Below are 17,424 nucleotides of genomic sequence, written 5' to 3' on the forward strand. Positions count from 1 at the left end.
GGGGCGAAGGATGAAGATTTTGGTTATAAATGCCGGGAGCTCCTCGTTGAAATATCAGCTTATCGATATGACAGATGAGTCTGTTTTGGCAAAGGGCTTAGCTGAACGGATAGGGATAGACAACTCTAAGCTGTCTCATATACCTGCTGGCAAGGAAAGGATTGAGATAACGGCAGATATCAAGGACCACGTGCAGGCTGTGAGGATGGTCATAGATGCACTGATACATCCCGAGTATGGGGTAATCAAGGACATGTCGGAGATTTCTGCGGTGGGCCACAGGGTGGTTCACGGGGGTGAAAAGTTTTCTGGTTCGGTTATAATAAATGATGAGGTGATGGAGGCCATAAGGGCAAACAGTGAACTGGCTCCCCTTCACAATCCAGCAAACATAACCGGTATAGAGGCTTGTAAGAGCGTTATGCCGAATACCCCCATGGTAGCCGTCTTTGACACGGCTTTTCACCAGACAATGCCAAAGGAAGCATATATTTATGCCATTCCTTATAGCGCTTATGAAAAATATGGCATAAGGCGTTATGGATTCCATGGCACTTCACACAAATATGTGGCTTTGAGGGCTGCCAATCTGATGGGTAGGCCTATAGAAGGCCTTAAAATAATTACATGTCATCTGGGCAATGGGTCCAGCATTGCTGCTGTTAAGCACGGCAAGTCGGTGGATACCAGCATGGGTTTTACCCCTTTGGAAGGCTTACCTATGGGTACACGCTGCGGTACCATTGACCCGGCAATTATCACTTTCCTTATGGAAAAAGAGGGTATGACCTATCAGGAGATCAATCATTATTTGAACAAGGAGTCGGGAGTGCTGGGCATATCGGGCGTGAGCAGCGATTTTAGGGATTTGGAGACGGCTGCAAATGAGGGGAATGAGCGGGCACGATTGGCATTGGACATATTTGCTTATTCTATAAAGAAATATATTGGGGCATACGCTGCAGCTATGGGCGGACTGGACTGTGTGGTCTTCACGGCAGGTATAGGTGAAAATAACCCTTACATCCGCCAAAAAGCCTGTGAAGGTTTAGAGTTTTTGGGCATAAAGATAGATAAGGAGAAAAACGAATATACCAAGAAAGGTAAAGAGGGTGAAATATCCACAGCTGATTCCACAGTTAAAGTACTGGTTATTCCAACCAATGAGGAGCTTATGATAGCCAGGGAGACCAAGGAATTGGTTGGCTGATGGCTAGGTTTTACGATCTCCAGGTGAGTCCATTTCCTTTTTATAGGTGGGAGGGATCACATATATATAATTGATTTGCGATAGATTGCAAGTATGGATGTAGCAAGTGGACGAAAATGGATATCAGGGGAAGTGACACCTTGATATCCTTTTTTTGTAATAAGTATTTGGATTAGGGGGGATGACCATGGCTGTAAGGCCGGATAAGTTTTTGGAAAAAATGTATAATATGACAGTACCTAAATACGAGTTTAATGCTAGGAACATTGATGAATGGAGAATGTGGAGGAATGATTTGAAGAAGGTATTTATAGAATGCCTGGGTGGTTTACCAGAAGGAAAAGTGGATTTAAATCCACAAATTGTGGAGCAAAAGGAGCTTGACGATTATGTAAGACAGCGGGTTGTATTTAACACTTTAGAAGATCTAGAAATGCTCGCTTATGTATTGATTCCGAAGAATATAAAAGGCAAGCTGCCAGCTGTTGTAGCATGCCACGGCCATGGGTATGGAAGCAAGGATATAGTGGGGCTTAATTTTGACGGCAGTGAGAAAACGGGGGATATTGGGTATCAGAAGAATTTTGCTGTTGAGCTGGTAAAGAGGGGATTTTTGGTCATAGCACCTGAACTCATTGGATTTGGTGACAGGACACTTGAGGAGGATGCAGCAAAAGCCTATAAAGGAGAGAGTTCTTGTTACAAAATATCAATTAATTTGTTAATGATGGGCAAAACAATGGCTGGAATACGAGTGTATGAGGTTATGCGTACCATAGATTATCTCTTAACCCATAGCGAAGTGGACCCTGATAGAATAGGCTGTATGGGCATTTCTGGGGGTGGACTGGTATGTGCTTTTACAAGCGCTTTGGATGAGAGAATTAAGGCTGCGGTCATCAGCGGCTATGCAAATACTTTTAAGGACAGCGTAATGTCCATTTACCATTGTATAGATAACTTCATACCTGGGATTATACAGTACGCTGAAATGCCCGATATAATAGGTCTCATAGCTCCAAGGCCTCTGCTCATAGAGTCAGGTACCCAAGACCCTATATTTCCCATAGAAGCTACCCGAAAAGCATTTGCTAAGCTAGAGAAAATATATGAAGTCTTAGGGGCTCGTGAAAAATTGGATAAGGATTTCTTTGAGGGACAGCACCAGATATCAGGCAGGAAAGCGTACCAATGGCTTTTAAAATGGCTATAATGAACCTTGTCGTGTCATAATAATATTACCGGTATTTTTTCTGAGATCCTTATTTCGTATGGCGATACCCGACATTTATACGCCAATATTTCCACTCCGGTATGGGCGGCTTCCTTGACTTTTTGTGCAAACGCAGGGTCCATATGGACATTGGGGCTAAAGCCTTTTGCATAGTCCATTTGAACGACAAAGAGCAAAACAGCCCGATGACCATCATTAACGGCTTGTATAAGCCCGTCAATGTGCCTGCGGCCTCTCTGAGTTGGGGTGTCGGGGAAGAAGCTCCAGTTTTCCAGTTCCAGTGTGACTCCTTTGACCTCAACAAAGCAGATATCTTTGCCTATAAGCTGCAGGTCAAATCGGCTGTCGTTGTATGGGACTTCTTTATTTATAATGGTATAATTTTGCAATTCTTGAATTATACCAGCTGTGATGGCTTCTGCAGCAAGGATATTGGGAAGCTGGGAATGTATGGACACCCAGCTTCCCTTCTTTTTCACCATTTGGAGCTCATATTTGGTCTTGCGATGGGGGAATGGGTAGTACGAAACTGCCACTTCTGCTCCAGAATGCAACAGCTCCTTAAGCCGCCCCGTATTGGGAACATGGCAGATAATTTCCTCTCCTGATATATCCACATGTGCGATAAAGCGATTGGGCCTGCATATGAATTTTCCATATAGCATGTCATAATTAAATTTCATATTTCGTCAGCTGTGATGGATGCTGCCTCCTCCCATTTTATAGCCTTTGTATTCCATTAATGTATCTAACTGTAATTCATAGCGCTATAATTTTGCAATTACCTAATCTGATTTTTACTTTATTATACACCTTTCTACACTGTCTTTGTAGTATTGTTAAATTCCCATAAGATTTAAGCAAGCACTGGGGCTACCCAGTGCTTGCTCTTCTGGTATATATTGTAGAAAGAGTCTGGATAACAGGCTATTGTTTCTCTTTAACTCGGTTTTCCGAAGGGCACAGTCCTTTGAGTGAGCACCCCTTACAACCAGCGCAACCCGTGGGCTGTAAGATGAGGGTATGGCATCTGGGACACCTGATGTATTTTTCTATATTGACAAGCATCTTACATGTGGGACACTGTACATGCATATTGAGCACCTCGCAATCATATTATAATTTGTGCCACTATTCCGGCGGTCAAGAATGAAATTGCAAAGCTTCCCAGCCATATCAAAAGGGCTTCCTTCCAATCCCTTTCCTTGAAGATCACCATGATGGCTGCTATGCAGGGGACAAACAGGGTTATGGCTATTAGCGCTACAACGACTTGCGCTGGGTTTAAAAGGCCCTGGGATACCATGTCATTGAGGCCGGCAGCACCAAAGTCCCTCCTTATTATTCCCATGATAAAGGCTACCGCTGTTTGACGGGGAAGCTTTAAAAATCCCTCAATTATTGGAGCAAAACCATCGGCTATTAAATTAAGGAGTCCAGTGTATTGAAGTATGGTTATGATGACGGCGCCCAGCAGGAAGAGAGGACCTGCTTCGGTGATAAATATCTTTGATTTGACGTAGGTTTTCTTAAGGACGTTCCCCATGCGCGGCAGGCGCAAGGGTGGAAGGTCTATCATGAGGTCGGAGGATTTTCCGGGGACCACTTTATTTAAAAGTGTGCCCGTAAGTGCAAAGACTATGAATATCACCAATACGTAAAGTGCGGCCATTTTTATGCCAAGCGGTCCCAAAAGACCGGCGATGACTCCAAGCTGTCCAGAACACGGAATGGCTAGGCCAAGGAGCATGGTGGCTATGAACCTTTCTCGCCTAGAACCCAGTATACGGGTTGTAATGGTGGCCATGGTGACGCAACCAAATCCCAGGATTATGGGAATGATGGCGCGACCGTTAAGTCCGAGGGAGTTTAAGCTTCGGTCGGTGAGTACCGCCACCCTGGGCAGGTATCCCGAGTCTTCCATGATGGACAGTACAAGATAAAACCCTACTACCAGCGGTAGTAGCAGGCCCAATACATATATGAGTGTCATGGTGAGCACTCCAAATTCGCCTATGAGGAGCTGTGCCAAAAAGCTTTCATTCCCCAGTATGGGTTCTAATGCCCGCATTATAAATTCATAATAGTATTTGCCCATGATTATCTCTTCTGTCCAGCCAACCACTGTCTGTGCCACGAATACGCCCACAAATTGGTATATAAGCCACAGGACCACGAGTAGTATGGGTATTCCTGTCAACGGAGATAACATCCATCTCCCAAGCTTCACAGAAAAAGAAGCGCCGCGATTGGTATAGCGTACTACCTCTTTGACTATTTCGTCAACTCTAGCACGCCTGGCCTGGTAGATTTGTTCCCTCATGCCTGTGATTCCGCTTATGTTGTGGCGGGCTATGATATTTTGGTCTTCTTCAAGCACCAATAGGGCTTCTGAGTCTTCATCCACCAAGTGACGAACTGTGTGCAAGTTTTCTTCCACGATGGGGAGTCTATTGCCGGTCCTTGCATGGGCAAGGGCTTCTTTTATCTCTTCTATCCCTTCTCCTTGGACGGCAACGGTAGGAATTACTGGTACCCCTAGCTCCTGGGACAGCTTATCAATATCGATTTCTATGCCGTTTTTTCTCACATCATCCATCATGTTGAGGGCTACCACCATTGGCTTGCCCATATCGATAATTTGCTGCGTGAGAAACAGGTCACGCTCTATATGTAGGGCATCAACTACGTTGAGGATGATGTCGGCGTACAGTATGACGTCCCTGGCTACACGTTCTTCATCGTTAAAGGATGATACCCCGTACACGCCGGGCGTGTCCATGACAACCATATCCTTGTATCGCCCGGAACTTATATCCACTGTAGTGCCAGGGAAATTGGAGACGTCTACATATGACCCTGTGAGGGCGTTGAAAAATACCGACTTCCCGACGTTGGGGTTGCCGACTAGTACCAGCTTCTTGGCATCCTTGTTGATATCTATTTTTTCGGTCAAATTGTGGCACTGCATTTCTTTGCATCCCCCTTATCTAATAATTTTACCTGGATCTTACTGGCCAGGCCTCTGCCTATGGCTATCTCCTGCATGCCGTTTTGGATGACCACAGGCCCGGCAGGGAATTTATATACGCAAGTGAGTATAGCACCTTCGTGTATGCCTAAGCGTATGGCCTGCGCGCTGATGTGCTTGTCAGGAATTAATACTATTTGGAACTTTTGACCTTTGTTTACTTGATCCAGCGTCATGGCAGCTCTCCCTTCTAAAGATATATTTTGTGATCGTTTTGCTAAAGGTTTTAATTTTTTACATCAAAATTACAGTGTTAATAAAGTAGATCTTACTATTGCCGTTTATACATTCAAGCGAATCCTTAATAAGCAGCAAAGTTAAAAGGCAATATTAAATTTTAAGCCAGAATAAAATAATTTGCGATAATGATAATTATTATCAACAACAATTCCTACTAAATCACTTTGAATTTTCCATAACCATTTTAATGTAAATGAGAATCATTGTCAATAGGCATTTTAAGTTATTTGTATTGACAATGTCAAATTTTTCTTATAATATTAACAATCAGAAAAACAACATCATAGAATTAAAGGGGAGTAATCCGTTGCCCTGAATTTGCCTGGGCAACGCTTCCAATCGTCAGTACGGCACTGCTTGTGAGCAAACGTAGTGCCCGGTTGGAAGGCAGACTTTATGTCTGAGGATGAGACCTTTGTCTGGCAAATAGCTGTCAGGCAAAGGTTTTTTTGTAGTTTAAATATATTTTAATTAAGTTGGCAGGAAAAAGATAAATATTTGTTGGTTCTCGTAATTATATCATATCTTTGCTTTCATTAATGTAATGATTGTTATTTCAACTTGGGTGGGATGTATTGCCGTTAAAAGTATTAAGGATAATAATGCTTGTAAATGCCTTCGTCCTATGGGACTTTTGTAAAAATTAAACAATAGGGGTGGTATATCATATGGAAAAAAGAGCATGGCATGTCTTATCTAAGGAAGATATAGAAAAGGTCCTCTTAACCTCATTTTCAAAGGGCCTTTCAAGAGGAGAGGTGTATAGGCGTCTTGAAAAGTATGGTCTTAATGAACTTAAAGAAAGAGGCAGGAAGACGGTTTTTCAGATGTTCCTTGAACAATTTAAAGACTTCATGATTGTTGTTCTGATAGCTGCTGCCATCGTATCGGGTTTGCTTGGAGAGATAACCGATGCCTTTATAATACTGCTCATCGTGGTGTTAAATGCTATTTTGGGAGTAGTTCAGGAAAGCAAGGCTGAAAAGGCGTTGGAAGCTTTGAAAAAAATGGCATCGCCTACAGCCAAGGTCGTAAGGGATGGCATGCCCGATGTGGTGCCGGCATCGCAGCTTGTACCAGGGGATGTGGTGGTTTTAGAAGCCGGTGATTTCGTCCCGGCTGACATCAGGCTTTTAGAGACTTCTAACTTGAAGATTGAGGAGGCAGCCCTTACCGGTGAATCGGTGCCTGTTGAAAAGTTCAGCGGTAAGCTGGAAAAGGAGGATGTGCCCCTGGGCGACAGAGTCAATATGGCATATGCTGGGAGCATCGTGACTTACGGCAGGGGAAAGGGCATAGTGGTGAGCACAGGCATGGATACCGAGATGGGCAAGATCGCCGAAATGATACAGACAGGAGAAGAAACCGTAACGCCGCTTCAAAAGCGCATGGAGCTTGTGGGCAAGACGTTGGGTACAGCTGCTCTGGCCATTTGTGGAGTCATATTTATTGTTGGTATACTCTACGGCAAAGAGATTTTTCAGATGTTTTTGACTTCTGTCAGCCTTGCAGTGGCGGCTATACCAGAAGGATTGCCGGCTATAGTGACCATAGTCCTGGCGGTAGGAGTGCAGCGCATGGCAAGGCGCAATGCCATCATACGAAAGCTGCCTGCTGTGGAGACCCTGGGCAGCGCTACCATCATATGCTCGGATAAAACGGGGACGCTAACGCAAAATCGCATGGCTGTCCAGCAGGTTTGTTATGGCAATAGGATAATAAACGTCGGTGACATTGAAGGACAAAAAGAACTGGATGACCACCTTAACCTGCTTATAACGACGGGTGTATTGTGCAATGATACGCAGGTCATAATGGAAGGGGATAACAAAAAGACCATAGGTGATCCTACTGAAACGGCACTGGTACATCTGGGGTTTAAGGTTGGACTTGATAAGGACATTTTGGATGCAAATATGCCTAGGGTTGATGAGCTACCCTTTGATTCAGATAGAAAGCTCATGACAACGATACATAAGCTAGGGGATGGCTACCGGGTATTTACTAAAGGTGCGCCTGATCGGCTGATTTTGCGGTGCAACAGGATACTGCTGGATGGGAGGATTGTCGACTTCTCCGATGAACTCCGACAGGCCATTCATAAGGCTAACGATGAAATGGCCTCCCAGGCATTGAGGGTATTGGGTATGGCTTATAAAGACATGGAAAATTTGAATTATGCCGATAAGGAGAAAGACCTGGAGAACGGCTTAATCTTTGTTGGTCTGGTGGGCATGATTGACCCTCCGCGTCCTGAGGCCAAGGAGGCCATCAAGATATGCCGCAAGGCAGGTATAAAACCTGTTATGATTACAGGCGACCATAAGGTTACGGCGGTGGCTATTGCACGGCAGCTGGGGATTTTAGAGAGGGACGAAGAAGCCATTACCGGTGTTGAGCTGGACCAGATGAGCGATGAGGAGTTTAAAGATCGCGTCAGGAAAATCTCGGTGTACGCCCGTGTATCTCCTGAACACAAAGTGAGAATTGTCAAGGCATGGCAGGCCTGGGGTGAGATAGTGGCCATGACGGGAGATGGGGTCAACGATGCCCCAGCACTTAAAATGGCTGATATTGGGGCAGCAATGGGGCAAGTAGGTACCGATGTGGCTAAGGGTGCGGCTGATATGGTGCTCACCGATGACAACTTTGCCACCATTGTTGCGGCGGTGGAGGAAGGAAGGATCATATTTGCAAACATCCTCAAGGCAATTCAATATTTGCTTTCATGCAACGTGGGAGAAATACTGGTGATCTTTATCGCTACCATGCTCAACTGGGAGGAGCCGCTGCTGCCTATTCATATTCTGTGGATTAATCTGGTAACCGATAGTTTCCCGGCATTGGCACTGGGCATGGAACCCGCAGAGCGGGATATTATGGATAAAAAGCCCAGGGACCCCAAAACCAGGATCTTCAGCAGGGGCATGGTGAGGCGGATTGTTTATCAAGGTTTTTTAACCGGCATTTTGACCCTTACTGCTTTTACAATAGGTCTAAAGGATGGATTGGATGTTGGGCGAACCATGGCCTTTGCGGCTTTGACTTTTGGCGAGCTGGTACATGTGTTTAATGTGCGCTCCAACAAATACTCTATATTTAGGATTGGTTTTTTGACAAATCGCTACGTGGTGGGGGCTGTTGTTGTTTCGGCCTTGCTTCAGATTTCGGTGATGGTGGTGCCATTCCTCTCGGATGTGTTTAATGTGGCTCCTTTAAGTTTAAGACAGTGGATGTGGGTAGTAGTTCTTGCCTTGGCACGGCTGGCTGTGGTGGAGATTGTGAAACTGCTAGGATACAATACTACCAAAGATGAGGAATGATGCGCTTGATGATATTTGCGCCTGCTTACCCTAGCTAAGACACAATAATGCCCAATATAGAGGGTGTGTAAATGTGATGGGGAAGTTTCACTCAATTTTATTGAAGGAAGGACACATCTAATTACTGAGGGAACGCAATTGTATCGTTATAATGCTATTTCTGAGGGGATATAAGTATTTGTTATTTGCTCCATAAGCCCAAATGAAGGTATTATAATACCAACAAAGGCTGGATGGCGGGGATTATCCTTGATGGGTATTTCTGGGTATCCCTGCCTCGCTTGAAGTTTTAAGGATAGACGGAGGGAGGAAGATATATGGGCTCATGGGGTTTACGAAAAATTGTCCTTGCGGGAATTTTATCAGCACTGGTGTTTGTGATAACGGCTTTTACCAAGATACCTTCCCCTTTTGCCAAGGCCGCATACTATCATGCAGGCGATAGCGTGATCTATTTAAGCGGTCTGGTCCTGGGGCCATATGTGGCTGCGGTGGTAAGCGGGTTGGGCTCATTTTTGGCAGACCTGTACTTAGGCTATCCTCTTTATATGTTCGCAACGTTTATCATAAAAGGCATCATGGGTGGCATTGCCGGATATTTTCTCTATGTACCTCATGGCAGTGTGTCGTGGTCGAGAAAGCTGCTGGGAGTCGCCCTTGCAGGTTTGTGGATGGCAGTTGGGTATTACATTTTTGAGGTGTATATAATAAGGATTGTGGATTGGAGGGCTAACATACCCAACTTCTTTGCAAACATCGGCCAGGCACTGGTGGGGGCAGTGATTTTCTTGCCACTGTCTAAGGCTGTAGAGAGATTGAAAGATGTTGGTTTTGGGATAAAAAGGTAAAAGGGTTGCGATGATTGATTTCAACTTGCGGTGTCAATTTCGGTTAATTATACAAATGATAGTAAGGGGGCCTCCCTTTAACTATTGAAGGCCTCCAAAATTTTATCGTTCAACAGTTTGTATTTTGGCAGTCAGCATATCTTGAGCAGGGCTTTTCAACTCATTTTCTACCGGAATAAGCCTTGTTTCATATTGTTCAATTTTAAAATTTAGTCTTTCCAAGGCTCTATTCATTTCTTCAATACGGGATATGAGTTTATCACGCTGTTCGATAAGGATTTGCTTTCTGGCCTCTATAGTTTTGTCACCTTGTTGGAGCAGCGTGACATACTCAATGAGCGTTTCAACTTGAACACCTGCGCTGCGCATACATTTAATAAATTCAATCCACCTGCAGTCTTCCTCTGTATATTCGCGGATACCGCTTTTGTTGCGATTTACCCGGGGGATCAGCCCAATACGCTCATAGTAGCGGAGTGTATCTGGCGTAAGGCCATATTTTTTGCTTACTTCTGCAATCGTCATGCGCTTTTACCTCCAATCTTCAATATCATTTATAATCTGGAGTTAACTCCAGGTCAAGGGGTTTTTTAATAGTAGCACTACATGTGCTACTATTAAAAAATTCGGATATAATTCATGTTAAAATTATAATTTTATATTGTTCTAAACATTTTCTTAATAGTTCAATTATATTAGCTTAAAGCTGTTTAAATCAATCTTCAGTGATTATTCGATAAAAGTTTACAAAACGAGTGTGATCTGCATATTTTTGGCTATTTATCTTCTTCTATTTTAAGGTGTGAATAATATTCATCAGAAACAGGTTCCATCCATATAACTTCACCCTTTTGAGGGTTGGTGGTAATGGCGATATGCGAAAGCCAGCTATCCGGTGCAGCTCCATGCCAATGTTTTACATCAGGCTGGATTTTTACAACGTCGCCTTCTTTGATTAATTGTACAGGACGGCCTTCTTCTTGATAATAGCCTTTTCCTCCAGTAATGAGCAAAATTTGTCCACCAGGATGTTTATGCCAGTTATTCCGTGCCCCCGGCTCAAAAGTAACATTAGATACTGTACAATTAAAGATACCGTCGTTAGGTACCAATCTTTCAACCCAGACTGTTCCTATAAAATAGGCATTTTGAATTTGTTGCCCTTTCGGGAAAATTATTTTGAAACTTGAGTCTCTTGATTCAATTTTGTCCATCCTTTTTTCCCCCTCTCAGCTACGATACCCTATGATATAAAACCAAGTCTCATAAGCCAGCCGGCGAGGTCTTTATCCGCTCTGTTAACATTGCTTCCTCTTATGGCTATACCGGACAGTACCTCTGCGTTGGGGCAGAGTTTCTTGATATCTCGTTCACTGTTTCCCATTCCGCTGCCTTCATGGGTGCAAAATGGAACAATGGTTTTTCCCGAAAAATCATAAGATTCTAAAAATGTGAATACTGCCATCGGCATAGTTCCCCACCAATTAGGATAGCCGAGGAAGATCACTTCATAGGAACTTATATCGTCTAACTTATTTGCAAGTTCCGGTCTGACATTCTGTCTTTTTTCTTCCTTTGCCACTTCAGTTGTTTTGTAATAATCTTCCGGATAGCTCTTTATCGTTTTAATCTCGAACATATCACCACCAGTTAATTGCTGTATTTTTTTTGCTATCACTTTTGTATTTCCACTATGAGAAAAAAAAGTAACAAGAATTTTTGAGGATGCCAATTTCTGTATACCTCCTTCAAAAAGCATCATTTTTCAGCTATTCACTCTCATTTTATCCCTGTAAGTTCCATGTTAACTTTTTTGAGAAGAGAGGGAATATCTAATTTTTGAGGACATTTACCAAGACATTCTCCACACTCCTTGCAAAAAGACGCAGATATTTTCTGCCCCATGAACCATCTGTATGTAGACCTTCCACCTGTCCAATCGCCGAACATAACAGCTTCATTGTACAACCTGAAATTTTCAGGAATATCCACACCGCTTGGACACGGCATGCAGTAACCGCATGCTGTACAATTTATTACTGCAAAAGATTCTAAGGTTTTCTTTACCTCTTCTATTAGTTTCAGCTCAACTTCACTCAAGTTATTTGGAGTCACATTCTTTATAATTTCAACATTCTTTTTAACTTGTTCTAAGGTACTCATTCCACTCAGTATAACAGCAACCTCCGGAAAATTCCCAAGCCATCTGAAACTCCATTCCACTTCAGACCAATTTTTTCCGTTACTGTGGAGAATGTCCTTTGCTTTCTGTGGAAGCCTAGCTAATTTTCCACCTTTCAACGGTTCCATTATCACTACCGCAAGGCCCTTAGAAGCAGCATACTTTAACCCTCTCAATCCTGCCTGATAGTTAACATCCATGTAGTTCAGTTGGATTTGACAAAATTCCCATCCATCATAGCCATCAACTATTTCTTTAAAAGCAGGATATTTGTCATGGAACGAAAAACCAGCAAATCTAATTTTTCCTTGCATTTTCGCTCTATTAAAAAACTCTGCGAACTTTAAAGTTTTTATTTTTTCCCATCTTTCCTTGTTGAGAGCGTGCATTAGGTACATATCCACATGGTCAGTTTGGAGTTTTTCTAATTGTTCATCCAAATATCTGTCAAAATCTTCGTGTTTTTCGACTTGCCATACAGGAGATTTAGTGGCAAGCAAAACCTTTTCTCTATATCCATCTTTTAAAGCTTTCCCCACTATTTTTTCGCTGTTTCCCATGTGATACGGATATGCGGTGTCAACATAATTTACACCATGTTCGATGGCATATCTAATCATCGCTATTGCCTTTTCTTCATCAATTTGAGACGGATTTTCCCCCAGTATAGGAAGTCTCATAGCACCGAATCCCAGAAGGGAAGTTTTCACACCTGTTTTTCCAAAATCTCTGTATTGCATAGGCCTACCTCCATTATTAATTTTAGAATTCAAATAACTACTGTTCTTCAATTTCATTTTAACTCAATTTTACCATTTAATAAGCCAAGTTCGGTTGCTGAAATTTTAAGGCCACTTTTTCCGAGTTTTCGCTTTTCCATATGTAACACCCCCAATATTATTGGTTTACAATTAAAATATAAATGCTGGAGTTAACTCCAAGTCAATACCTTTATTTGAAAAACCTTTAGAAGTGGCAAAGTGTTTTACAAGCAGATATTATCGATATAAAAAGATGCTATTCGACTCCATAAATTTACAAAATTTACAGGACAGATGTTGTATATTATCTACAAGGGGGGTTAGGACAAATGAAGAGGGTGTTTAGCATTGCAATACTGGGATATAACAGGCGCCAGGTTGAAAAATACCTTTCCGATATGCGCAAGGATTACGAGGAAGAGCTTTCTAAGAAAAAGGAACGTATGTTGCAGCTTATGGAAGAAAACAACAAGATAAAATCCCAGCTCAAGGAGCTAGAGAAAAAATTGGAGGAATTTTCTGAGAGGGAGGCTTACATCTCAAAGGCATTGGTCAGGGCTGAACAAAAAGCTCAGGCTATCATAGAAGAAGGGCGTCAGAAGATCGCGGCTGAGATGTACCAACTGGAGATGGAGAAGAATAAATGGAAAGCAAGGTGTAAGGAGATACGGCGCCAGCTGTTGGAGTTTGAATATATGGTATGTACCCTAATGGAAAACTTTTATTCTGAAATCAACTACCTCAAATCTAAAGATTTGACTGATTCAATTTTTGCAGAAGAAGAGGATATGGAATGCGATAAGAATAGCGAAGAAGAAAACGCTGGTTTGCTTAGCGTGTCATGATGTAATGTAATAGAAACAGCAGAAGCGGTTGCTCCTTTTATTAAGCAACCGCTTCTTATCATCAATACATTTCAGGATTCTTGCCACCCGGCACTGCTGGTTCTTTCTCGGGTATCTCAGCCACTAAACTCTCGGTGGTGAGAACCATGGCCGCTACGCTGGCGGCATTCTGCAATGCTGAACGAGTAACTTTGGTAGGATCAATTATACCTTTGGCCACCATGTCGCCGTATTCGCCTTTCAGAGCATCGAAACCAAAGTACTTGTCGCTGCTGGCTTTCACTCTCTCAGCTACCACGGAACCTTCCATACCGGCGTTAATGGCGATCTGACGGAGCGGCTCTTCTAAAGCGCGTTTTACTATGTTGATACCTGTCAGTTCATCGCCTTCGGCCTGGAGTTTTTCTACTTCTTCTATAGCTTTGATGAGCGCTACGCCACCACCAGGAACGATACCCTCTTCAACAGCAGCTCTGGTAGCGTTGAGAGCGTCCTCAATTCTCAGCTTTTTCTCCTTCATTTCGGTCTCGGTTGCTGCACCGACTTTGATTACAGCTACGCCGCCAGCCAATTTGGCAAGACGCTCTTGCAATTTCTCTCTGTCGTAGTCAGAAGTGGTCTCCTCAATCTGGGCTTTGATGGAGGCGATACGGTTCTTGATCTCTTTCGGGTCGCCAGCACCGCCTACAATGGTGGTATTCTCTTTGTCCACAGTTACCTTAGCGGCACGGCCCAGCATATCAATGGTGGCTTCCTTGAGAGTGAGGCCTACCTCTTCGGAAATCACTGTACCCCCTGTCAGGATAGCGATATCCTGCAGCATGGCTTTGCGCCTGTCACCAAATCCAGGAGCCTTTACGCCAACGCTGATGAGAGTGCCTCTCAGTTTGTTGACAACCAGCGTTGCCAAGGCCTCGCCTTCGATATCCTCAGCGATGATCAACAGTTTTCTGCCGTGTTGTACCACTTGCTCGAGTATTGGCAATAAATCTTGCACGTTGCTGATCTTCTTGTCGGTGATCAAAATCAATGGCTCTTCCAGCTCGGCAATCATCTTTTCAGTATCGGTTACCATGTAGGGCGAAATGTACCCTCTGTCAAATTGCATACCTTCCACAATCTCTACTTCAGTGGTCAAAGACTTGGACTCTTCGACAGTGATGACGCCGTCCTTGCCGACCTTGTCCATGGCATCGGCAATCAATTGACCAATGGTCTCATCGCCAGCAGAAATGGAAGCTACTTGAGCAATAGCCTCTTTGCTTTCAATAGGTTTGCTGAGCTTTTTGAGGGCTTCAACAGCTGCATCTACTGCCCTTTGGATGCCTTTCTTTAACAACATGGGGTTAGCGCCTGCTGCTACATTCTTTAGCCCTTCACGAATGATGGCTTGTGCCAGAACCGTTGCTGTGGTGGTACCGTCACCAGCTACGTCGTTTGTCTTGCTGGCAACTTCTCTGACCAACTGAGCGCCCATATTCTCAAATGGGTCTTCCACTTCAATCTCTTTTGCAATGGTTACGCCATCGTTAACGATTTGTGGAGAACCATATTTCTTCTCCAATACAACATTACGCCCTTTGGGACCAAGGGTTATCTTCACAGTATCGGCCAATTTGTTGACGCCACGCTCTATCGCTCTTCTGGCTTCTTCTCCGTAAATTATTTGTTTGGCCATATGTATCTACCTCCTTTTTTAGTTTTTATTCAACTACTGCAAGTATATCGCTTTGACGAACTATAATGTATTCTTCATTGTCCAGTTTGACTTCTGTACCAGCGTATTTGGAATAGATGACCTTGTCGCCCACTTTCACTTCCATCTTAATCTCTTTGCCATCGACCATGCCACCAGGACCTACAGCGATAACCTCAGCCATCTGGGGCTTCTCTTTTGCAGAGCTCGGCAAAACAATGCCACCCTTTGTGGTCTCTTCAGTTTCTAAAGCTTTGATTACAACCCTGTCACCCAATGGTCTTAACTTCATGGCATTAACCCTCCTTTTTCATAGTTGTGTTTTTTGTGACGGTTTGTTTTAAGCCCTTTCTATTAGCACTCATCATTGGTGAGTGCTAATCACAGTAAATAGTTTATATAAAAGATAAGGGGATGGCAAATACTGTTTTAGGCAAATTTTAATCAAATATTTCGAAATTCATAAAATAAACCATAAAATCGTTTTTTTACTTGCTGTATTTAGAAAAAGATGTGATTTTTAAGTTCTCTACAAATTCTGATTAAAATTAAAAAAATAGAAGAAAAGCAATTTTGATGTCAAAAAATTGTAAGCCTGTGATTTTTACAGTATAATACCCATAGGCGTAATTGGTAAAGGCTCAAACGCTGCCGAAAAGTTCTGGTACACCAAGTGTATAAAAAATTTTAGCAAGTAGAATGTGTTTAAGTAGTGTTGAAGGAGGGAAGGGTCTGTGGATAAGTGGGATAAGAGGTTTATGGAGCTGGCAGAAGTCATTGCCAACTGGTCGAGCTGCTATCAGCCAAACAGGAAGATAGGGGCGGTCATAGTAAAAAATAAGCGGATTTTGACTACCGGCTATAATGGTGCTCCGTCGGGGTATACCAGCTGTATTGAAAGGGAAGAATGTTTAAGGCGCAAGGCGAATATACCTTCCGGCACTCATCATGAGTTCTGCTATGCGGTTCATGCTGAACAAAATGCCATTGCCCAGGCGGCCAAGATGGGAATTTCAATTGATGGGGCTACTATGTACTGTACTCACCAGCCCTGCGTCATATGTGCCAAGCTTATTATCAACAGCGGAATAAAGAGGGTTGTATACAAATATCCTTACCCTGACGAGCTTGCAACGCATATACTGACCACGGTTGGAGTAAGCCTCGAGAAATACGAAGAGTAGTGGTTTTGTATGCCAACTCTTTGTTGAACATAATTAATCAATAAATTTTCCTGTGAGCTTCTGTATGGTGCGTGGGAGAGAATCTTTCGCACTTCCCAGGGGTTTGTTTTGGTTTCGATAGTCGAATTTATTTATAAACTGAAAAAGTTCCTGTTCCAGGCCTTGGAAAGATTTGATTTCAATGGGGATTACATCGGCCAGCCAGAGGGCTTGCTTGTGTGCAGGCAGCGTCTCTCTGGATATTTTTATGGTTAATAGCAGGTGTTTGAGGCAAAACCCCTTTGAAGCCTCAAGGGTTTTTTTGAATTCTTTTTCTGTGTCCCACAAGTAGAGGATAGTGTAGGCATACCGGTTCATGGTATTTGACATCCTATTGCAGATTACACACTGCTCATGTTGCTTGATGAGCCATTCCTCAAATTCGACTGTGAGCTGCTGTATCTCTTTTCTTCCTTTGATTATGCTGCTTAATGTAGAAGCATTTCTAGTTTTGCTTGCTTTCAAAACCGCATTGCAATGCTTTTCAAACTTCTCCATAAACTCTTTGAGGTGGGTATGGGTCATTAAAGCAAGGCCTAAACGGTTTTGAGCGTCGTATAACAGTTTAAAATGGTGTGGACAAAACCCTATTTGATTGACTTCTATTCGAGTATCTGGTTCCATCACTGAGCCCCCAAGGAAGGATTCCACATAGCTTTTTTCTATCCTGTTTTCCAGGTTGCATAAGGGACACTCCCCTCCTTCATGATAAGCGTCCCATACTGGAATGGTATCAATGTGGTATTTCATCGCTAACCTCCATACTTAGATCTAGCAAGTTCTGGCTACTATTTTATCATAAATCAAGTGGACCTGCCATAGATATAACTA

The 17,424-nt window shown here is 43.1% G+C and carries 16 protein-coding genes; 6 read left to right on the forward strand and 10 right to left on the reverse strand.

Annotated features, from left to right (window positions below; translation table 11 throughout):
* The first annotated feature begins 10 nt into the window (after positions 1-10).
* Together JOD02_RS03790 and JOD02_RS03795 are read left to right on the forward strand one after the other, a co-directional pair.
* Positions 11-1,210, forward strand: a complete 1,200-nt coding sequence (locus JOD02_RS03790) for an acetate/propionate family kinase (RefSeq protein ID WP_204487043.1) — start codon at positions 11-13, stop codon at positions 1,208-1,210.
* 187 nt (positions 1,211-1,397) lie between these two features.
* On the forward strand, positions 1,398-2,423 hold the full coding sequence (locus JOD02_RS03795; protein WP_204487045.1) for a dienelactone hydrolase family protein: 1,026 nt from the start codon (positions 1,398-1,400) through the stop codon (positions 2,421-2,423).
* A gap of 14 nt (positions 2,424-2,437) precedes the next feature.
* On the opposite strand, the gene sfsA is transcribed toward JOD02_RS03795, so the two are convergent.
* The 3 genes from sfsA to JOD02_RS03810 form a co-directional block, all read right to left on the reverse strand.
* Positions 2,438-3,127 carry a DNA/RNA nuclease SfsA gene (gene sfsA, locus JOD02_RS03800; RefSeq protein WP_204487047.1) on the reverse strand — a complete coding sequence of 230 codons (690 nt, stop codon included), beginning with the start codon at positions 3,125-3,127 and terminating at the stop codon, positions 2,438-2,440.
* A 428-nt stretch (positions 3,128-3,555) separates the two neighbouring features.
* Complete coding sequence (gene feoB / locus JOD02_RS03805) at positions 3,556-5,415, reverse strand: ferrous iron transport protein B (RefSeq protein WP_204487048.1); 1,860 nt, start codon at positions 5,413-5,415, stop codon at positions 3,556-3,558.
* Positions 5,397-5,651: a FeoA family protein gene (locus tag JOD02_RS03810; RefSeq protein ID WP_204487050.1), complete on the reverse strand. Its 255-nt coding sequence runs from the start codon at positions 5,649-5,651 to the stop codon at positions 5,397-5,399. Before JOD02_RS03810 ends, feoB begins: the two co-directional genes overlap by 19 nt.
* Before the next feature lie 732 nt (positions 5,652-6,383).
* On the opposite strand from JOD02_RS03810, the gene JOD02_RS03815 reads away from it, so the two are divergent.
* A complete protein-coding gene (locus tag JOD02_RS03815; RefSeq protein WP_204487052.1) occupies positions 6,384-9,038 on the forward strand; it encodes a calcium-translocating P-type ATPase, SERCA-type in 2,655 nt (884 codons plus the stop codon).
* 317 nt (positions 9,039-9,355) lie between these two features.
* Positions 9,356-9,886, forward strand: coding sequence for an ECF transporter S component (locus tag JOD02_RS03820; protein ID WP_204487054.1), 531 nt, complete (start codon positions 9,356-9,358; stop codon positions 9,884-9,886).
* A 102-nt stretch (positions 9,887-9,988) separates the two neighbouring features.
* Here JOD02_RS03820 and JOD02_RS03825 read toward each other — a convergent pair whose 3' ends face one another.
* The 4 genes from JOD02_RS03825 to JOD02_RS03840 form a co-directional block, all read right to left on the reverse strand.
* Positions 9,989-10,411 (reverse strand): MerR family transcriptional regulator, encoded by a 423-nt coding sequence (locus JOD02_RS03825; protein ID WP_204487056.1) that lies wholly within the window; start codon positions 10,409-10,411, stop codon positions 9,989-9,991.
* 251 nt (positions 10,412-10,662) lie between these two features.
* Complete coding sequence (locus JOD02_RS03830; protein WP_204487058.1) at positions 10,663-11,100, reverse strand: (R)-mandelonitrile lyase; 438 nt, start codon at positions 11,098-11,100, stop codon at positions 10,663-10,665.
* 29 nt (positions 11,101-11,129) lie between these two features.
* On the reverse strand, positions 11,130-11,618 hold the full coding sequence (locus JOD02_RS03835; protein ID WP_243426317.1) for a flavodoxin: 489 nt from the start codon (positions 11,616-11,618) through the stop codon (positions 11,130-11,132).
* 47 nt (positions 11,619-11,665) lie between these two features.
* Entirely contained in the window at positions 11,666-12,808 is a 1,143-nt protein-coding gene (locus tag JOD02_RS03840) for an aldo/keto reductase (protein ID WP_204487062.1), read from the reverse strand.
* A gap of 350 nt (positions 12,809-13,158) precedes the next feature.
* Between JOD02_RS03840 and JOD02_RS03845 the strand changes: the two genes are divergently transcribed.
* Positions 13,159-13,674, forward strand: coding sequence for a DivIVA domain-containing protein (locus tag JOD02_RS03845; protein ID WP_204487064.1), 516 nt, complete (start codon positions 13,159-13,161; stop codon positions 13,672-13,674).
* 61 nt (positions 13,675-13,735) lie between these two features.
* On the opposite strand, the gene groL is transcribed toward JOD02_RS03845, so the two are convergent.
* A complete protein-coding gene (gene groL, locus JOD02_RS03850; RefSeq protein ID WP_204487066.1) occupies positions 13,736-15,352 on the reverse strand; it encodes a chaperonin GroEL in 1,617 nt (538 codons plus the stop codon).
* A 25-nt stretch (positions 15,353-15,377) separates the two neighbouring features.
* Positions 15,378-15,662, reverse strand: a complete 285-nt coding sequence (gene groES / locus JOD02_RS03855) for a co-chaperone GroES (protein ID WP_204487068.1) — start codon at positions 15,660-15,662, stop codon at positions 15,378-15,380.
* 442 nt (positions 15,663-16,104) lie between these two features.
* Here groES and JOD02_RS03860 point away from each other — a divergent pair, with 442 nt between their 5' ends.
* On the forward strand, positions 16,105-16,554 hold the full coding sequence (locus JOD02_RS03860; RefSeq protein ID WP_341534520.1) for a deoxycytidylate deaminase: 450 nt from the start codon (positions 16,105-16,107) through the stop codon (positions 16,552-16,554).
* Between the two features lie 33 nt (positions 16,555-16,587).
* On the opposite strand, the gene JOD02_RS03865 is transcribed toward JOD02_RS03860, so the two are convergent.
* On the reverse strand, positions 16,588-17,343 hold the full coding sequence (locus tag JOD02_RS03865) for a DUF6062 family protein (RefSeq protein WP_204487071.1): 756 nt from the start codon (positions 17,341-17,343) through the stop codon (positions 16,588-16,590).
* Between the last annotated feature and the right edge of the window lie 81 nt (positions 17,344-17,424).

It is taken from the genome of Caldicoprobacter guelmensis (genome assembly GCF_016908415.1).
Classification (GTDB): domain Bacteria; phylum Bacillota; class Clostridia; order Caldicoprobacterales; family Caldicoprobacteraceae; genus Caldicoprobacter; species Caldicoprobacter guelmensis.